Source organism: Variovorax paradoxus (genome assembly GCA_016806145.1).
In the GTDB taxonomy this organism is placed as follows: domain Bacteria; phylum Pseudomonadota; class Gammaproteobacteria; order Burkholderiales; family Burkholderiaceae_C; genus Variovorax.
In genome coordinates this window covers 508,581-525,170 of record CP063167.1, presented here as the reverse complement: position 1 = coordinate 525,170, position 16,590 = coordinate 508,581, and the positions used below count along the sequence as shown (strand labels likewise).

General features: G+C 70.5%; 13 protein-coding genes. 7 read left to right on the top strand and 6 right to left on the bottom strand.

Translation table 11 applies throughout. The features are described from left to right. Window positions 1–133: 133 nt before the first annotated feature. On the top strand, window positions 134–2,647 hold the full coding sequence (locus tag INQ48_33385; protein QRF63057.1) for a penicillin acylase family protein: 2,514 nt from the start codon (window positions 134–136) through the stop codon (window positions 2,645–2,647). Between the two features lie 203 nt (window positions 2,648–2,850). After that, the gene (locus tag INQ48_33380; GenBank protein QRF62430.1) at window positions 2,851–3,054 is read left to right on the top strand and encodes a hypothetical protein; all 204 of its coding nucleotides are present in this window, start codon (window positions 2,851–2,853) and stop codon (window positions 3,052–3,054) included. Window positions 3,055–3,077: 23 nt separating this feature from the next. On the opposite strand, the gene INQ48_33375 is transcribed toward INQ48_33380, so the two are convergent. From INQ48_33375 to INQ48_33360, 4 genes are read right to left on the bottom strand one after another with little or no spacing between them, the layout of a single operon-like run. Further along, window positions 3,078–4,790 carry a tannase/feruloyl esterase family alpha/beta hydrolase gene (locus tag INQ48_33375; GenBank protein ID QRF62429.1) on the bottom strand — a complete coding sequence of 571 codons (1,713 nt, stop codon included), beginning with the start codon at window positions 4,788–4,790 and terminating at the stop codon, window positions 3,078–3,080. A gap of 41 nt (window positions 4,791–4,831) precedes the next feature. Then, window positions 4,832–5,641 (bottom strand): enoyl-CoA hydratase/isomerase family protein, encoded by an 810-nt coding sequence (locus INQ48_33370; protein ID QRF62428.1) that lies wholly within the window; start codon window positions 5,639–5,641, stop codon window positions 4,832–4,834. Further along, window positions 5,638–7,482 (bottom strand): AMP-binding protein, encoded by a 1,845-nt coding sequence (locus INQ48_33365; protein QRF62427.1) that lies wholly within the window; start codon window positions 7,480–7,482, stop codon window positions 5,638–5,640. The genes INQ48_33370 and INQ48_33365 overlap by 4 nt, the downstream gene beginning before the upstream one ends. Window positions 7,483–7,520: 38 nt before the next feature. Further along, the gene (locus INQ48_33360; protein QRF62426.1) at window positions 7,521–8,501 is read right to left on the bottom strand and encodes a tripartite tricarboxylate transporter substrate binding protein; all 981 of its coding nucleotides are present in this window, start codon (window positions 8,499–8,501) and stop codon (window positions 7,521–7,523) included. 147 nt (window positions 8,502–8,648) lie between these two features. Here INQ48_33360 and INQ48_33355 point away from each other — a divergent pair, with 147 nt between their 5' ends. Beyond that, window positions 8,649–9,434 carry a LuxR family transcriptional regulator gene (locus INQ48_33355; GenBank protein ID QRF62425.1) on the top strand — a complete coding sequence of 262 codons (786 nt, stop codon included), beginning with the start codon at window positions 8,649–8,651 and terminating at the stop codon, window positions 9,432–9,434. Here INQ48_33355 and INQ48_33350 read toward each other — a convergent pair. After that, a complete protein-coding gene (locus INQ48_33350) occupies window positions 9,431–10,045 on the bottom strand; it encodes a DUF4337 domain-containing protein (protein ID QRF62424.1) in 615 nt (204 codons plus the stop codon). The genes INQ48_33355 and INQ48_33350 overlap by 4 nt on opposite strands. 167 nt (window positions 10,046–10,212) lie before the next feature. On the opposite strand from INQ48_33350, the gene INQ48_33345 reads away from it, so the two are divergent. From INQ48_33345 to INQ48_33330, 4 genes are all read left to right on the top strand, one after another. Beyond that, window positions 10,213–10,938, top strand: a complete 726-nt coding sequence (locus tag INQ48_33345) for a TetR/AcrR family transcriptional regulator (GenBank protein ID QRF62423.1) — start codon at window positions 10,213–10,215, stop codon at window positions 10,936–10,938. A gap of 161 nt (window positions 10,939–11,099) precedes the next feature. Next, on the top strand, window positions 11,100–14,639 hold the full coding sequence (locus INQ48_33340) for an indolepyruvate ferredoxin oxidoreductase family protein (protein ID QRF62422.1): 3,540 nt from the start codon (window positions 11,100–11,102) through the stop codon (window positions 14,637–14,639). Between the two features lie 41 nt (window positions 14,640–14,680). Then, the gene (locus INQ48_33335; protein ID QRF63056.1) at window positions 14,681–15,406 is read left to right on the top strand and encodes an enoyl-CoA hydratase/isomerase family protein; all 726 of its coding nucleotides are present in this window, start codon (window positions 14,681–14,683) and stop codon (window positions 15,404–15,406) included. A gap of 8 nt (window positions 15,407–15,414) precedes the next feature. Beyond that, window positions 15,415–16,233: an NAD(P)H-dependent oxidoreductase gene (locus INQ48_33330; GenBank protein QRF62421.1), complete on the top strand. Its 819-nt coding sequence runs from the start codon at window positions 15,415–15,417 to the stop codon at window positions 16,231–16,233. Here the strand turns inward: INQ48_33330 and INQ48_33325 are convergent. Beyond that, window positions 16,196–16,588 (bottom strand): tautomerase family protein, encoded by a 393-nt coding sequence (locus INQ48_33325; GenBank protein ID QRF62420.1) that lies wholly within the window; start codon window positions 16,586–16,588, stop codon window positions 16,196–16,198. The two genes, INQ48_33330 and INQ48_33325, sit on opposite strands and share 38 nt — an antisense overlap. Window positions 16,589–16,590 lie beyond the last annotated feature (2 nt).

Sequence of the window (16,590 nt, the reverse complement as noted above, 5' to 3'; positions counted from 1 at the left end):
GCAAGACGGCCGGTGCGTACAACGGGCACGCGCCTGCCGTCCTTAACCTCCTCGGCACTCCCCAGCGGAGTGATTCACAGGAGACACGATGAGACAACGACAACCCTGGCGCGCCACGCGGCCGCTCGGCCTGATGGCCATCGCGGCCGCGCTCGCCGCATGCGGCGGCGGTGGGGGAAACAACGGCTTTTCCTTCGCCGGCACCGCACCGTCCGTACCCGGCAACCCGGCGCCTCCGAGCGCCGGCGCTCCCGCCTTCAAGGCCGAGATCCGCCGCACGGCGATGGGCGTGCCGCACATCAAGGCGGCCGACTGGGGCGGCGTGGGCTACGGCTATGGCTATGCGCAGGCGCAGGACAACCTCTGCACCATGGCCGATGCCTTCCTCACCTACCGCGGCGAGCGGTCGAAGAACTTCGGCGCCGATGCGCTGGTCGTGTACCCGGGAACGATCGGCCGGCCGAAGAACATCGAATCCGATTTCTTCCACAAGCATGTGTTCTCGGGCGAGGCGGTCGACGCCTTCGCGCAGGCGCAGCCCGACAAGCTGAAGAAGCTGGTCGAAGGTTTCGCGGCGGGCTACAGCCGCTACGTGCGCGACCTGAAGGCCGGCGGCGAAGCGGGCGCGCATGCGGCCTGCCGTGGCGAGGCCTGGGTGGCTCCGATCACGTCGGGCGATATCTGGCGCCGTCTCTACGCGGCCAACCTCACGGCCGGCTACGGCAATTTCGTGACGCAGATCGCCAGTGCGCTCGCGCCCGCATCGACGGCCGGGCAGGCGCAGGCATCGGCGCGCGCATTGCGCCGCACGCCGGGCACGCAACTCGCCGCGCTGCGCGCGCAGCCTCCGAAGGCGCCCGCACTGGAGGTGGGCGGCAAGCATGGCGTGGGCAGCAACATGTACGCCTTCGGTACCGCGGGAACGGGCGACGACAGCGCGCTGCAGTTCGGCAACCCGCACTGGTACTGGCGCGGCCCCGACCGCTTCTACCAGGCCCAGCTCACCATCCCCGGCGAGCTCGATGTGAGCGGAGCGTCCTTTCTGGGCGTGCCGCTGATCCTGATCGGCTTCAACCAGAACGTCGCCTGGAGCCACACCGTCTCGGCCGCGCGGCGCTTCGGCTTCTACGAGCTCACGCTGGCCGACGGCGACCCGACCAGCTATGTGCGCGACGGCAAGGCGGTGAAGATGAAGCCCAGCACCCTCACGGTCGAGGTCAAGGGCGGCCCCGCGCAAACCCGCACGCTCTACAAGAGCGAGTACGGCCCGCTCGTCAACCTCGCGGGCATGAGCCCCGCGCTGGCCTGGAGCCCGCGCACGGCCTTCGCGATCCGCGACATCAACGCCGACAACTCCCGCGCCTTCCGGACCTGGCTGCGCTGGGACCAGGCGAAGTCGCTCGACGAGTTCATCGCCATCCAGCGCGAGGAGGCGGCGATCCCGTGGGTCAACACCACCGCCGTGGGCCGTGGCAGCGCCAAGGCCTGGTATGCCGACATCACGGCCGCGCCGAACGTCTCGCCGCAGCAGACCGAGCGCTGCACCACGGCCGTAGGCAAGTTGCTGGCCGCCGCGCTGGAGCGCGTGCCGGTCTTCGACGGATCGCGCAGCGAGTGCGACTGGCAGACCGACCCCGACTCGGTGCAGAAGGGTGCCGTCGGACCTTCGCGCATGCCCAGCCTGCTGCGCGACGACTACGTGGCCAACATGAACGCCAGCGCCTGGCTCACCAACCCGAACGAGCGGCTCACCGGCTATCCGGCCATCTTCGGCGGCGTCGAGACCGGGTTCACCCACCGCTCTCGCCTCGGCCACCTGATGGCCCAGGCACGCCTGAGCGGCACCGATGGCTATGCGGGCAAGACGGCCACCGCCGCGACGGTTCGGCAGATGGTGCTCGACAGCCGCGTCTACACCGCGGAGCGCTTCAAGGATCAGGTGCTGGCGCTGGTGTGCGCGGTGCCCCGCATCGACGTGGCGGCCGCCAACGACCCCTATCTGGGCGACACGCCCGCGGGCATCGTCCAGACCGCCGAGGCCTGTGCCGCGCTGCGTGCCTGGGACGACACCGACAACATCGATGCGCGCGGCGCGCACGTCTGGGACGAGTTCTGGGGCCGCGTGGAGAACGCGATTCCCAAGACCGATCTCTATGCCGTGCCCTTCTCCACCGAGGATCCGCTCAACACGCCGCGCGAGATCCGGGCCAGCGCGGCCGATGCCTTGCGCCAGGTTTTCGGCGCCGCGCTGATGCGCATCGAGGCCAGCCCCTACCCGGTGAACGCGCCGCGCGGCGACTACCTGTTCGTCACGCGCAACGGCCGCAGGATTCCGCTGTTCGGCGGCATGAGCGACCTCACGGGCGTCTTCACCACGACCGCCACCTTCAATCGGCTCGATCGCGGCGGTTACAGCCTGGACGGCGACTCGGTCATCGCCAACAGCTACATGCAGATCGTCCGCTTTCCGGCCGGCAAGGTGGAGGCCGACACTTTCTTGACCTATTCGCTCTCGGACGACCCGGCTTCGGCGCACCACGCCGACTACACGCGGGCCTACAGCGCCAAGCAATGGCTGCGCGTGCCCTACACGGAGGCGGAGATCGCGGCCGACCCGGCGTACAAGGCCGTGGCCGTGAGCGAGTAGGCGGGCGAGCGGGGGGCCGCTACCGGTGCGCAGAGGTGTCGATGACCCGACCTTTCCTGCAACCGGATGGCCATTTCGCCTACTTCGCCCGGCGGCGGCACGGCCGGATAAGAACTGTGCCGGCCACCGCCGTCGGGTGATCGGACTCCACGGGCGGTACGCATCAGCTCACAGGGTCGGCGTTTCGAAGAGAGGATGTCCCCATGAGCTATCGCCACCTGTCATTGAAGCTGGACGAGGCCGTTCCCGGCCATTTCCGCTGGATCATCGCCTCGGACGGCAACCCGAAGTCAGTCGCCGTCAGCGACGAGGACTTCGACCAATGGATCGACGCGTTGGAGGACGGCATGCGCGCGATGTGCGACCGGACGCCGGACGACGAGCCCGACGTCGACGCGCACCGCTAGTCAGCTGCCGCCCACCGGCGCCGTCAGCGCACGCAACTGAAGCTGCTGGCGCGATCGACGTCACCCGTCCCGTCGTAGCGCGGCCAGGCCGGGTACTCGCACAGCGGACGGGTGCGGCCGTTGTTGCCGGCGTTGGCGTCCGTCACCGTGAGCCCGGAAGGCGCCACGCCCTGCTCGACCCAGCGTTCGAGCGCATCGACCGAGTCGAGGCGCACGTCGTAGGCGCCGCTGCCATGTCCGTAGCCGGGCACCTCGTAGTACTTGAGGAAGGCACTGACCCGCTCGCTGCCCATCGCCGCGACGGCGCGCCGATAAAACTCCTCGGACGAGCCCGCTGGAATCAGCGGATCGGCCATGCCGTGCACGATCAGCACCTTGCCGCCCTTGTTCGCGAACGCGCTGAGGTCTGGATCGATGTCCAGCCGCGACGAGATGTAGCGCAGCCGCTGCTGGACGTAGCCGTTGGCATCGACGGCGAACAGGAAGGGGTCGTAGCTGGCATCGCGGTAGACCATGTACTTCACGAAGGACTCGCCGATGTAGGTCGCGAACGCCATGTCGAAGCGCGAGGGCGTGGCCGGTGCGCTGCTGCCCATCGCGGGAATGACGCCGCCGTTGAAGATGTTGAGCGCGGCATAACCATCGGTGCCGTTGGCCAGCGGGTAGGGCAGCTTCAGCGGCGTGGCGTAGGCACGAAAGCCACTGATCTGCGCCGTCGACAGGCAGCCGTCGCCGGTGTCGGCGCCGCCGGGGCAGGCCAGGGTCGCGGGATCGAAGGCGCAGGCCGAGACCTTGGAGATCACGCCATCGGTCGCGCCATCGAGCGCGTCGCAGGCCGCGACCACCGAGCGGGTCAGCAGCTGCTGCTTGGCCGGGTTCGACCAGGCGCCGGGCGCTGCGAGCGCCTTCGAGGTGATCGCGTAGTTGGTCAGCATGCCCGTCAGCGACCAGGCGGGGAAATAGGCGATGACACCGTCGTAGAGCGCGGGCCAGCGGTCCGCGACATAAAGCGCCTCGCGGCCGCCGCCGGAGCCGCCGGCCGCATAGGTGCGCACGGGCGCCGCGCCGTAGCGCCGCGCGATCAGCTTCACCGCGACGTCGCGCGTCTTGCGCAGCTGGTCGCCGAAGTAGTTCTCGAGCGCCTCGTCGTTGAGCGCGAAGCTGGCCTCGGCGGCACTGCTGCTGTGCCCCGAATCGCTGCCGAAGGCGGCATAGCCGCGCGCCAGCGGCGTGGCGAGGCCCGAGGCGCCGGGCGCATTGCCGTTGCCCGCGATCACGCTGCCGTCGTAGCCGCCGCCGGTGAGCTGCATGGCCTTGCGGTTCCAGGCGGTCGGCAGGGCCAGGTCGAACTGGATCGGGGGTGCGCTGGCGTCGACCGGTGCGATCGATCCGGTGACGCGGCAGTACTCGCCGACCGCGGTCGATCCGCTGCCCGCCGGCGCGACGAGCGTGGTGCTGGCGACCACGGCGCCCGAAGTCGGCAACGCGATGTCGGCGGCGGGGATGACGAGCCCGTTCAGGGCGGCGCAGGCCTCGGCCGCGCTCGGCGCGGGTGCGGGAGGCGGTGTGGGTGTATTGGAGGCGGGCGCGCCCGCGGGGCCCGAAGCCACCGGGGCGAATCCGCTGCCTCCGCCGCCGCCACCGCATCCGGCCTGCACCGCGAGCGCGATGACCGAGGCCGCGAGCGAGATCCTTCGCTTCGAAACATGGGTCGTGGGGGTGTAGCTCTTGTTCATCTCGTCGTCTCCTGCATCTGCGTTGGAAATCTCTGTCGGCCTCATCGCCCGCGATAGACCGGCGGGCGCTTCTCCACGAAGGCACGCGGCCCTTCGCGCGCGTCCTCGCTGGCGAACACCGTGGCCTTGGCCCGGTTCTCGAGCGCGAAGCCTTCGGCGAGCGACAGCCCGCTCGCGGCGCGCGCGGTGCGCTTGATCGCCTGCAGCGCGAGCGGCCCGTTGCGCGCGATGCGTTCGGCCAGCGTGCGTGCCTCGGTCATCAGCGCCGGGCCGGGCACCACGCGGTTGACCAGGCCGATCTCGCACGCCCGCGCGGCGTCGATGGGCTCGCCGGTGAGCATCAGTTCCATGGCCAGCGGCCACGGCAGCTGCCGCGGCAGCCGCACCATCGAGCCCGCGAAGGGAATCAGCGCGCGCGTGGCCTCGGGCAGGCCGAACCGGGCGTGCTCGGCCGCGATGCGCAGGTCCGTGCCGAGCATCAGCTCGAAGCCCGCGGCCAGGCACGCGCCGTTGATGGCGGCGATCACGGGCTTGTCGAGTTCGAAGTCGCGCAGCCCCGAGGCCGCGAGCACCTTCGGGTCGGGCAGCAGGCGCCGGTCCCACGCGTCCTGTGGCGCGCGGGCCCCGCTCATCAGCGGCAGCGTGAGCGACAGGTCGCCGCCGGCGCAGAAGGCGCGCTCGCCGGTCGCCGTGACGATGGCCACGCGCAAGGCGTCGTCGGCCGCGAAGCGCATCACGGCATCCGCGAGCAGGCACAGCATGCGCGGCGTCAGCGCGTGGTGCGTGGCGGGCGCATCGAGCGTGATGGTGGCGATCGCGCCGTCGATGTCGAGGCGCACCGGCGGGCTCATGCGCCGCCTCCGGCGCGCTCGTCGATCACGTACGGGATCGCGAAGGCGCGCATGAGCGCGTGCAGGCGCTCGGCGTCGGGCATCGCATCGTCCGTGCCGCGCCGGCGGAAGCGCGCCTGCAGTCCGCGCGCGCTGTCCTCCACCGCGACGGCCACGCCATCGAGCAGGCCGGCGTCGCGCAGGCGCTGCGTCAAGGCGTGCTCGCAGGCCAGGGCCCGCAGCCGCGGCTTGTAGACCTTGCCCACGGCGGTCAGCGGGATCGCCGCGAGGATCTCGATGCGCTTGGGGAACGCGGGCCGCTCCGGAATGCGCGCGTTGGCGAAGGCCGAGAGCGCCTCGGCATCGACCCGCGAACCGGGCCGCAGCGACACGTAGGCCACCGGCAGTTCGCCCGCGTACTCGTCGGGCTCGCCCACGGCAGCGGCCAGCTCGACCTCGGGATGCTGGAGCAGCGCCGCCTCGATCACCTGCGGATCGATGTTGTGGCTGCTGCGGATGATCAGGTCCTTGGCACGCCCGGTCACGAACACGCGACGCTGCGCATCGACGTGGCCGATGTCGCCGGTGATCAGCCAGCCGTCCTCGAAGGTGCCGGCGTTGCGGTGCGCTTCCGTGTAGCCGGGGCCCACGTTGGGGCCGCGCAGGCGCAGCACGCCGCTCTCGCCCGGCGCGCAGTCGCGGCCGTCGTGCGCCACGGCCTTGACCTCGGTGAACGGCAGCGGAATGCCGCAGGAGCCGTGGACGCGCGGCGCGAGAAAGGGTTCGATGCTGACCACGCCCGCGCACTCGGTCATGCCGAGGATGTTGCGCACCGGGATGCCGAACTTCCGCTCGAAGGCGCTGGCCAGTTCGTTGGGCAGCGGCGAGCCGCCGGTGAGCAGGGCGCGGACGCGGGCGTGGTCCGCGGGTCCGGCCTCGAGGCCGAGCAGCGTCGCGATCACGGTCGGCACCGTGGCCAGCAGGCTCACGTCGTGCTGCCGCACGACGCTCCAGTAGCGCCTCATCAATGCCGTGTTGCGCAATCCGAGCAGGGTCGGCAGCACGATGCGCGCGCCGCTCAGCAGCGCCGAGAGGCCGTAGACGAAGGAGCCGGCGACATGGAACAGCGGGAAGCCGTTGAGGATCACGTCGTCCTCGCGCATTGCATACAACTGGGCCGCGCTCCAGGCGGCGTGCAGCTGGTTGCGATGCGTGTGCTGCGCGAGCTTGGGCGCGCCGGTCGTGCCTCCGGTGTGGAAGAGGGCGGCCAGTCCGTTGGCGGATCGCGTGGAGGGCGCGGGTGGCGCATCCGCCGGCATCCGCGACAGGGCCGCGTCGAAGTCGATCGCGCCCGGTGCTCCGCCGACGGCGAGCACCTGGCGCAGCGCGGGGCAGGCGTCGGCCAGCGTCGCGGCGCGCGACCAGATGTCGAGCTCCGGATGCGGGCCCAGCGCCACCAGGATGTTCGCGCCCGAGGCCCGCACGAGTTCGGCCATGTGCGCGGCGTCGAGCAGGTAGTTGATCGGGCAGACGATGCCCGCGGTCTCGGCGCCCAGCAGCGTCAGCCAGGCCTGTGGGATGGCCGGCAGCAGCATCGCGACGCGCGGCGTCTGGCCGGGCACGAGGCTGGCGAAGAGATTCGCCGCGCGGCGGATGTCGGCGAGCAGGTCGGCGTAGCGCCAGTGCCGCGGCGGCGTTTCGGGATCGGCGTCGAGCAGGTAGCTCAGCGCGATGCGCGTGGGGTGCGTTGCCGCGACCTCGCACAGCGCGTCGTACACGTGGCCGTGGGCCATGAAGGAGGCGTAGGGCCGCGCTTCGATGCGCGCGAGGTCCTCCGCATCGCGGATCCGGTGGTGTTGCATGGGTCGATGGGGCGCGGTTGGCGCCCGCTTCCTTGTTCTCAGTCGCCGCGGAACCCGGAGGCCTTCACGACCGTGGCCCAGCGTGCCGCTTCCTCGCGCAGCATGCGGTCGGTGTCGGCACGGCCCGCGCCGACGATGCTGAAGCCGGCTTCTACGAGCTTGGCGCGCGCGTCCTCGGGCTGGACGGCCTTCACGGACTCCACGCCGAGCAGGTCGAGGATGGCCGGCGGCGTGCCCTGGGGCGCCATGAGCGCGAACCAGGAGGAGATGTCGATCTTCGGATAGCCCGACTCCGCCATGGTCGGCACCTCGGGCAGCAGCGGCGAGCGCCGCGGCGCGGTGGTGGCGAGCGCGCGCATCTTGCCGCCCTTGATCTGGGCGTTGCCGAGCGCCGTGGAAACGAAGGCGGCCGAGACGTCGCCCGAGAGGATTGCCGTGACGGCGTCGCCCGTGCTCCGGTAGTGCACCGGCTCGACCTGGAAGCCGGCCGCTTCACCGAACAATTCGGCGCCGAAGTGGCCCGAGGTGCCGGCGCCGAAGGTGCCGAAGTTGAGCCGGCCGGTCTGCGCGCGCGCCGCCTTGACGAAGTCCGCCACCGTCCTGTGCGGCGAGTTCGCGGGCACGGCCAGCAGGAAGTCGACCCGCGCGACCTCGCTGATGCCGGTGAGCTCGCGGCTCGGCGCGTAGCCCAGCTTGCCGAAGGCGGCCGGCGCGATCGAGATCGAGCCGACCTCGCCGAGCAGCAGCATGTAGCCGTCGGGCACCGCCTTGGCGACCGTCAGCGCCGCGATCTGCCCGCCGGCGCCGGGCTTGTTGTCGACCACCACCTGCTGCTTGAGCAGCTCGGACAGCCGGATCGCGAACAGCCGCGCCAGCACGTCGGGCGCCGTGCCGGGCGCATAGCCCACGGCCAGGCGGATCGGGCGGTCGGGATAGGCCTGCGCGCGGGCGGCGAGCGGCCATTGCGCGAGGGTGGGCACCAGGGAGGCGGCGAGCAGGGCGCGGCGTGAGAGCGTCATGGGGGATTCCTTTGGCCGCCAGTGTCGCGATGGGGAAGTTTTCGTCTGTCCCCTGCGATGTAGACAGGGCGCGCCCTGACGGGGAAAACCCGATGCGGCCGGAAGGCGGCACGCCGATAGGCTCCGTGCATCCCACCGGCCGTGTCCATGCAGCTCATCCCCCTCTCGCCCGCCATGCCCGCGCTCGCCACCAGCGCGGACGGACGCGCCGTCGATGCCATGGCGGGACTGATCGCCTGCATCGGCGCCCACGGCTTCGCCAACGACGCGCTGGCGCAGCTCAACCGCTGGCTGCCGGTCTCATGGCTGTCGGTGTTCCGGCTGTCCGACCATGCGCCGCCGCGCATGCCGGCGTCGGGCAGCTACCGCGCGCCCGACGGCACCGCGGAATCGTGGGAGGTGTACCGGTCGTCGCTCTACCGGCAGGACCAGACCTTCCTCGCGGCGCGCGAGCAGATCGGCCAGGCCCGCTGCGCGCTGGTGCACTGGCATGCGAAGGAGATCCCGGCCGCGCACCGCGAGCGCATCTACACGCGGCATGGCCTGCGCGAGCGGCTCTCCGTGGTCTGCAAGGACAAGGACGACGGCCTGCTGGCGATCAACCTCTACCGGCATGAGAGCCTGCCGCTCTTCACGGGCGAGGAGATCGAGTGGGTCGGCATGGGCGCGCCGATCCTGACCTCGTGCGTGCAGCGCCACCTCGATCTCGCCGGCGCGCGCGAGCAATCCTTCGATGCCCGGCTGTCGGCGCTCACGCGCCGGGAGCGCGAGGTCTGCGAGCGCATGCTCAAGGGCTGGACCTACGAAGGCATCGCCAACGACCTCGGCATTTCCGCCGGAACGGTCAAGACCTTCAGGGACCGGGCCTTCGATCGCCTGGGCATCCACCACCGCAACGAGCTGTTCGCATTGGTGCTGGTGAATACGGCCTAGATGTGCAGCGCCGCGAGCGCGCCGATCGCGATGCCGGCGAGCGCCACGCCATACATGGCGCGCTCGAGCCACTTCCTGCGGGTCAGCAGCGCGATCGCCGCGAGCGCGATCGACACCTGCAGCACCGTGGTGGCCTGCGCCCAGCGGTGGTGCTGGTGCATCTGTTCCTCGGAGGAGGCATCCCAGCGGACGGACTCTTCCTCGAGCTTCTTCGCCGCGGCCTGGATCTCGCCCTTCTCCTGCTCGTAGCGCGTGACCTTGACCTGCCAGCCCTGGCGGCGCGCGTCGTCGGTGGCGGTGTCGCGCGCGAACTCGGCCAGCGCCTGCTTGGTGCTCTTCGACTGGAAGTAATTCCACTGGTTCGAGGCCTCGGTCTTCTTGATGGCCGCGTTGTTCTTGTAGAGCCCGGCATTGGCCTGCGTGGCGCCGCCCATGTACGCGAAGATCGCGCCGATGGTGGCGATGGCCGCGGTGCACACGGCGATCTTGCCCGTGACGCTCATGCCGGCGCCTTCGGCCGCATCGCCGTGGCCATGGCCGTGGCCGCCGGTGGCGGCGTGTTCGAGTTCGTGGTCGTGCGGGCCGTGCACGTGAAATCCGTGTCCTGACATGGGGTCCTTTGTTTTCAGAAAGATCTGGACGGCGCGGGAGTATGCACGGGCGAGGCGCGGTTGCGGGCTTGGGGAAAGTCCTGTCGGCTGGGGCTGCCCGTCAGGGGCGGCCGCGGGTTCACTTCCATAATGGCGGCCAGTCCAGCTCTCTCGAACCTTCCGCAGACATGTCCGTCACCAAAGCCGCCACGCCGCGTCGCGCCCCCCGGGGCGAAAAATCCGAGCGCACCCAGGCGAGCCTGCTGGCGGCGGCGCGCGAGGTCTTCGCCGAGCGCGGCTTCGAGCGCTCGACGACCTCGGAGATCGCCCAGCGCGCGGGGGTGTCGGAGGCGACGCTGTTCACCTACTTCGAGAGCAAGCGGCGCCTGTGCATCGACGTGGTGGGCCGCTGGTACGACGAGATCAGCATCGAGCTCGAGGAGCAGGTGCCGGCGATCGCCGGCTTCGAGGCCAGGCTGCGCTTCGTGATCCAGCGCCACCTGACCCATCTGATGGGCGACGGCATCGGACTGTGCGCGCTGGTCCTCGGCGAGGGGCGGATGGTCGATGCCGAGTTCTCCGGGCTGATCGCCGAACTCAAGCGGCGCTACACCTCGCCCTTCATGGCGGCGTTGAGCGAGGCGCGCGAACTCGGCGAGGTGCGCGGCGACGTGCCGCTGCGCCTGATGCGCGACATGGTGTACGGCTCGATGGAACACGTGCTGTGGGACTACGTGACCACCGGCACCAAGCCCTCGATCGCATCGACCGCCTCGCAGCTGACCGCGATGTTGATGGCGGCGTTCGCATTCGAGGCGGCGCCGGCGCGCGCCGCCCGCCGCTTCCAGTCCGATGTGCTCGCGGCGGTGCGCCGGCTCGAGCGCGACGCGGGCTCGGCCGAAGACGCCGCCTAGCGCGTCGGTCGGGCGGCCCCGGCCCGATATCGACGCCGGCCTCCAAAAAATGAGTCAAGCTCAAGCCGCGCGTGCGCGGCTGGCATTGGTGCGCCTGTTGCCAACTTCGGAGTTGCGCATGTATAGTTGAGTGACACTCAAATTACGACGCGGAGACCCCGATGGGACACGGTGACCCGGAGATCCAGCGCGCATTGCGCTCGGTTTCCCTCGACGACAAGTACGACGGCGGCGGCGCGGCCTACCTGAGCGGCACTCAGGCGCTGGTCCGGCTGCTGCTGAACCAGGGGGAACGGGATTGCCGCGCGGGGTTGCGCACGGGCGGCTTCGTCAGCGGCTACCGCGGCTCGCCGCTGTCGGGGCTCGACCAGGCGCTGTGGGGCGCGCAGGCCCGCCTCGAGGCACGCGACATCCGCTTCCAGCCGGCGATCAACGAGGACCTGGCCGCCACGGCCTGCTGGGGCACGCAGCAGCTCGCGCTGTTTCCCGAGGAGGCCAGGGTCGATGGCGTCTTCGCGCTGTGGTACGGCAAGGGGCCCGGCGTCGACCGCAGCGGCGACGCGCTCAAGCACGGCAACGGCGCCGGCACCTCGCGGCTCGGCGGTGTGCTGGTGCTGGCGGCCGACGACCACACGGCCAAGTCCTCGACCTTCGGCCACCAGAGCGAGCAGGCGCTGGTGGCGGCGTTCATCCCGGTGCTGTATCCCAGCAGCGTGCAGGAGTACCTTGACCTCGGCGTGCATGGCTGGGCGATGAGCCGCCACAGCGGCCTGTGGGTGGGCATGAAATGCGTGTCGGACGTGGTGGAGACGACGGCCGTCGCCGACGTGGACCCGCAGCGGGTGACGGTGAACCTGCCGGACGCGGGCGAAGCGCCGCCGCCGGACCTGCACATCCGCTGGCCCGACGTGTGGGCCGAGCAGGAGCCGCGCATCGTGCGGCACAAGCTGCCCGCCGCGCTCGACTACTGCCGCGCCAACGGGCTCAACACGATCGCGCTCAAGACCGCCTCGTCGAGGCTGGGCATCGTGTGCGCCGGCAAGAGCTACAACGACGTGCGCGAAGCCTTGCGCCTGCTCGGATGGACCGACGCGCAGGCGGCCGAGCGCGGTGTCGCGGTGCTCAAGCTCGGCATGGTCTGGCCGCTGGAGCCGCAGATCGTGCGCGCGTTCGCGAGCGGCCTCGACGAACTGCTCGTGGTCGAGGAGAAGCGTCCGCTGATCGAGCAGCAGCTCAAGGACGAGCTCTATGCGGACGCGGTCGAGGGCCGCAAGGCCATCCGCATCTCGGGCAAGAGCCGCGGCGGCATCGGCGGTGAGTGGAGCGTGGGCGCCGAAGAGCGCCTGCTGCGCAGCGACTACGAGCTCACGCCGCCGGAGATCGCCGCCGCGATCGCCGAGCGCCTGGGCCTTCCGGTGAATGCCTTCGAGGCCGACCCGCGCGCCCTGGCACATGGCGCACCGGCGGCGCCGGCCGCGGTGCGCAAGCCCTACTTCTGCTCGGGCTGCCCGCACAACACCTCCACCGTGGTGCCCGAGGGATCGCGCGCCATGGCCGGCATCGGCTGCCACTACATGGCGAACTGGATGGACCGCGACACCAAGGCCTACACCCACATGGGCGCCGAGGGCGTGCCGTGGATCGCGCAGCGCCTGTTCTCGACGCGCAGGCACATCTTCGTCAACCTCGGCGACGGCACCTACTTCCACTCGGGGTCGCTGGCGATCCGGCAGGCGGTGGCGGCCGATGCCTGCGTGACCTACAAGGTCCTGTTCAACGACGCGGTGGCCATGACGGGCGGGCAGCCGGTGGAAGGCCAGCTCACGGTCTCGCGAATCTCCGAGCAGGTCGCCGCCGAGGGCGTGCGCCGCATCGCGGTCGTCAGCGACGACATCGGGAAGTACCGCGACGCGGGCACGCGCTTCGCCGCAGGGACGACGGTGCACGAGCGCGGCGAGCTCGACCGCGTGCAGCGCGAACTCGCCGCCTTCGAGGGCGTGTCGGTGCTGATCTACGACCAGACCTGCGCGAGCGAGAAGCGCAGGCGACGCAAGCGCGGCACCTATCCCGACCCGGCCATCCGCTACGTCATCAATCCCGAGGTGTGCGAGGGCTGCGGCGACTGCTCGGTCAAGAGCAACTGCCTGTCGGTGGAGCCGCTGGAGACGGAGCTGGGGCGCAAGCGCAGGATCAACCAGTCGTCCTGCAACAAGGACTTCTCCTGCGCCCAGGGCTTCTGCCCGAGCTTCGTGGCGGTGAAGGGCGGCAAGCTTCGCTCGAGCCCGTCCAGGAGCGATGTGCTTGCCTGGGAGCCGCCGCCGGAGCCGGTGGTGCCCGAGCTCGACGGCACCTGCGGCATCCTCGTCAACGGCGTCGGCGGAACCGGCGTGGTGACCATCGGCAGCCTGATCGGCATGGCGGCCCACCTGAGCCACCGCGGCTGCAGCGTGCTCGACATGGCAGGGCTCGCGCAGAAGGGTGGCGCGGTGTGGAGCCACGTGCAGCTCGCGCCCACGCAGTCGGCGATCCTGTCGTCGCGGATCGCGTCGGCGCAGGCGGACGTGCTGATCGGCTGCGACCTCGTCGTGAGCGCGCATCCCGACAGCCTCGCCCGCCTGCGCGAGGGCCGCACCCGCGCGGTGGTGAACCTCGACGTGGCGCCGACCTCGGAGTTCGTGAAGAACGCGGACTGGAACCTGCCGACGCAGGCGCTGAAGGCGGCGCTGGAAAAGGCCTGCGGCGCGGACGTCCAGTGGCTCAAGGCGCAGGAGGCGGCCACCTGGGCGCTCGGCGACGCCATCTACGCCAACCTCGTCATGCTCGGCTTCGCCTGGCAGAAGGGCTGGATTCCACTGTCGTCGCAGGCGCTGGAACGCGCGATCGAACTCAACGGGCAGCAGGTCGAGAAGAACACGCAGGCGTTCCGGCTCGGCCGCTGGTGGGCGCACGACGCGCCGCGCGTGCTCGCCGCGATGAAGCCCGCGAGCACGGTGCAGTGGCTGCCGCGCGTCAATCGCACGCCCGAGGAAACCGTCGCGCGTCTGTCCGAGCGGCTGGTGGCCTACCAGGGACCGGCGTATGCGCGCAGGTTCGCCGCCTTCGTCCGGTTCGTCGACAGCCAGTGCGCTGACGAGACGCACCGCCAAAGTTTTGTTGTTGCAGTGGCGCAGAACCTTTTCAAGCTCATGGCCTACAAGGATGAGTACGAGGTCGCGCGCCTTCATTCCGATCCGGAGTTCATGGACTCGATCCGCCGCCAGTTCGACGGGGAGATCCAGCTGCAATATCACCTCGCGCCGCCCCTGCTCGCCAGGAAGAACGACAAGGGCGAGCTTCAGAAGACGGCCTACGGCGCCTGGATGGGCCGGGCCTTTCGCGTGCTGCGGCACGGCAAGGTGCTGCGCGGCACGCCCTTCGACCTCTTCGGCTACACGCACGAGCGCCGCACCGAGCGCGCGCTCGTCGAGGAGTACCGCGCCGCGATCGGCACCGTGGTCGCGCACCTGGGCAGCCATGCGTCGCCGTGCCTGGAACTCGCGCGCTTGCCGCAGCAGATCCGCGGCTATGGCCATGTGAAGGAGCGCGCGGTCGCGGCGGCGCGGGCGCGCCAGGCCGAGCTCTTCGAGTCCATCACCGGCAAGCCGCTGCCGCCGGGACCGATGGCGGACGGCTACGGCAAGTACCTGGAGTACGGCTGGTGACGAACGCTTCGCCAACGACGGACCGCCGCAGCCGCAGCGCCGTGCGCGCGGCCGAAGGCATCCTCTCGACACTGGACGACGGCGTGTGGCGCATCCAGATCCATCGCGCGTCCAAGCGCAACGCGCTCACGATGACCATGTTCAGAGCCCTGGCCGAGAGCCTGGGGCTGGCGCAGTCCAACGACGCCGTGCGGGCGATCACCTTGTCCGGCCTCGGGCCCAACTTCTGCGCGGGCCACGACCTGAGCGCCTTCGACAGCTGGCCGCAGGGCCCGGGAGACCCGGTGCCGTGCTTCCTTCATGCACTGGCCGACGTGCGCAAGCCGCTGCTGATCGGCGTGCACGGCTCGGCCGCCGGCATCGGCGTGACGATGCTGCTGCACGCGGACTGGGTGGTCGCGACGCCCGACGCGGTCATGAAGCTGCCGTTCGTCGACCTGGGCATCGCCCCCGAGGCCGGGAGTTCCCTTCTGCTGGCGCGCGCCATCGGTGCGCTCAGGGCGAGGCGCCTGCTGCTGGGCGGCGAAGCCTTCACCGGGCAGCAGGCCCACGACTGGGGGCTCGTCTCCGAGTTGGCACCGGCCAATGAACTCGCGACCTGCCTGCAGCACCGGGCCCGCGCCTTGGCGGCCAAGGACCCGAAGACCTGCCAACGCATCAAGTCGCTGCTGGTCCCGGCCGCGGAGGTGCGTGCGCGCATCGACGAGGAGATCGAACTGATCAACACCGGCGTGGCCGAGCGCCGCGCCTTGCAGCAGACCGGATGAATCCAGCCATGACAGCACCGACACCGCGCAAGGCGCACATCGTGTATGCCCATCCCGAACCGAAGTCCTTCGTCGCGGCGATGCGCGACCGCGTGTCCGAGCGGCTGACCGCCGACGGCTGGCAGGTCGGGCTCTCGGATCTCCATGCCATGGGCTTCAACCCGGTGGCGAGCGCGGCCGACTTCGTCGAGCGCGAGAAGCCCGACTACCTGGTCTATTCGCTCGAGCAGCGCCATGGATGGCAGCGCCGCGCCCTGGCCCCCGACATCCTCGCGGAGGTCGAGGCCGTCAGGCAGGCCGAGCTGCTGGTGCTGGTGTTCCCCGTGTTCTGGTTCTCGGTGCCGGCCATCATGAAGGGCTGGATCGACCGCGTGTTCCTGTCGGGGCTCTTCTACGGCGGCAAGCGCATCTACGACCGCGCGCCCATGGCGGGCAAGCGAGCCCTGGTCGTCACCTCGCTGGGCGGGCGCAGCCACATGTTCGGCGAAACCGGCATCCACGGATCGATCGAACTGATGCTGCGGCCCTTGCTGCAGGGCTCGCTCGGCTATGTCGGCTACGAGGTGTTCAAGCCTTTCGTGGCCTACCACGTGCCCTATGTGACGCAGGCCGAGCGGGGCGCGATGCTCGAGCAGCTCGGCCGCGAGACCGACGCGCTGTCGCGGCGCGAGACGCTGGTCTTTCCCTCGCTCGATGCGTATGACGAGGTGCTGCGTCCCCTGGAGCGATGCGTGGAGCGGATCGGCGATGCCGGCGAGCAGGGCAGCGACGTCCAGCGGGCTGTCGAAATCAACCGCCGGCTTCGGACGCCTGCCAGTCGTCGCTGAGCCCGCCGAGCAGCGGGTGGTACATCTCGTCGCCGCTGTGCTGGGTGAACTCGACGTTGACCTGGTCGATCCGCAGTTCGAGCAGTTGCGTCGTGGCCTCGACCAGCGCCGCGGCCAGGCCCGCGCGCTGCTCCGGCGGCCGCCCCTTGCGGATGTCGCACATGATGAGCGCGGCTGCGTAGGGCTCGTGGTCGGTGCAGCGCCAGAGGCCATCCTCGAGTTCGCGGATGGCGACCGAGATGCGCCGCACGTTGGCCTGCATGTGCTGGCTGTAGATCGCGCCGAAGCGTTGCGCGAGCTGCTGCTTGACGGCGGCGGGGTACTTCCGGTGGACGTCTATCTGAAGGTAGGGCATGA

Excerpts from the sequence above, each read along its gene's own strand:
- INQ48_33355 (QRF62425.1), top strand. The coding sequence starts at position 8,649 with ATGCAGCTCATCCCCCTCTCGCCCGCCATGCCCGCGCTCGCCACCAGC.
- INQ48_33365 (QRF62427.1), bottom strand. The coding sequence starts at position 7,482 with ATGCAACACCACCGGATCCGCGATGCGGAGGACCTCGCGCGCATCGAA.
- INQ48_33340 (QRF62422.1), top strand. The coding sequence starts at position 11,100 with ATGGGACACGGTGACCCGGAGATCCAGCGCGCATTGCGCTCGGTTTCC.
- INQ48_33370 (QRF62428.1), bottom strand. The coding sequence starts at position 5,641 with ATGAGCCCGCCGGTGCGCCTCGACATCGACGGCGCGATCGCCACCATC.
- INQ48_33350 (QRF62424.1), bottom strand. The coding sequence starts at position 10,045 with ATGTCAGGACACGGATTTCACGTGCACGGCCCGCACGACCACGAACTC.
- INQ48_33375 (QRF62429.1), bottom strand. The coding sequence starts at position 4,790 with ATGAACAAGAGCTACACCCCCACGACCCATGTTTCGAAGCGAAGGATC.
- INQ48_33385 (QRF63057.1), top strand. The coding sequence starts at position 134 with ATGGCCATCGCGGCCGCGCTCGCCGCATGCGGCGGCGGTGGGGGAAAC.
- INQ48_33345 (QRF62423.1), top strand. The coding sequence starts at position 10,213 with ATGTCCGTCACCAAAGCCGCCACGCCGCGTCGCGCCCCCCGGGGCGAA.
- INQ48_33330 (QRF62421.1), top strand. The coding sequence starts at position 15,415 with ATGACAGCACCGACACCGCGCAAGGCGCACATCGTGTATGCCCATCCC.
- INQ48_33360 (QRF62426.1), bottom strand. The coding sequence starts at position 8,501 with ATGACGCTCTCACGCCGCGCCCTGCTCGCCGCCTCCCTGGTGCCCACC.
- INQ48_33325 (QRF62420.1), bottom strand. The coding sequence starts at position 16,588 with ATGCCCTACCTTCAGATAGACGTCCACCGGAAGTACCCCGCCGCCGTC.
- INQ48_33380 (QRF62430.1), top strand. The coding sequence starts at position 2,851 with ATGAGCTATCGCCACCTGTCATTGAAGCTGGACGAGGCCGTTCCCGGC.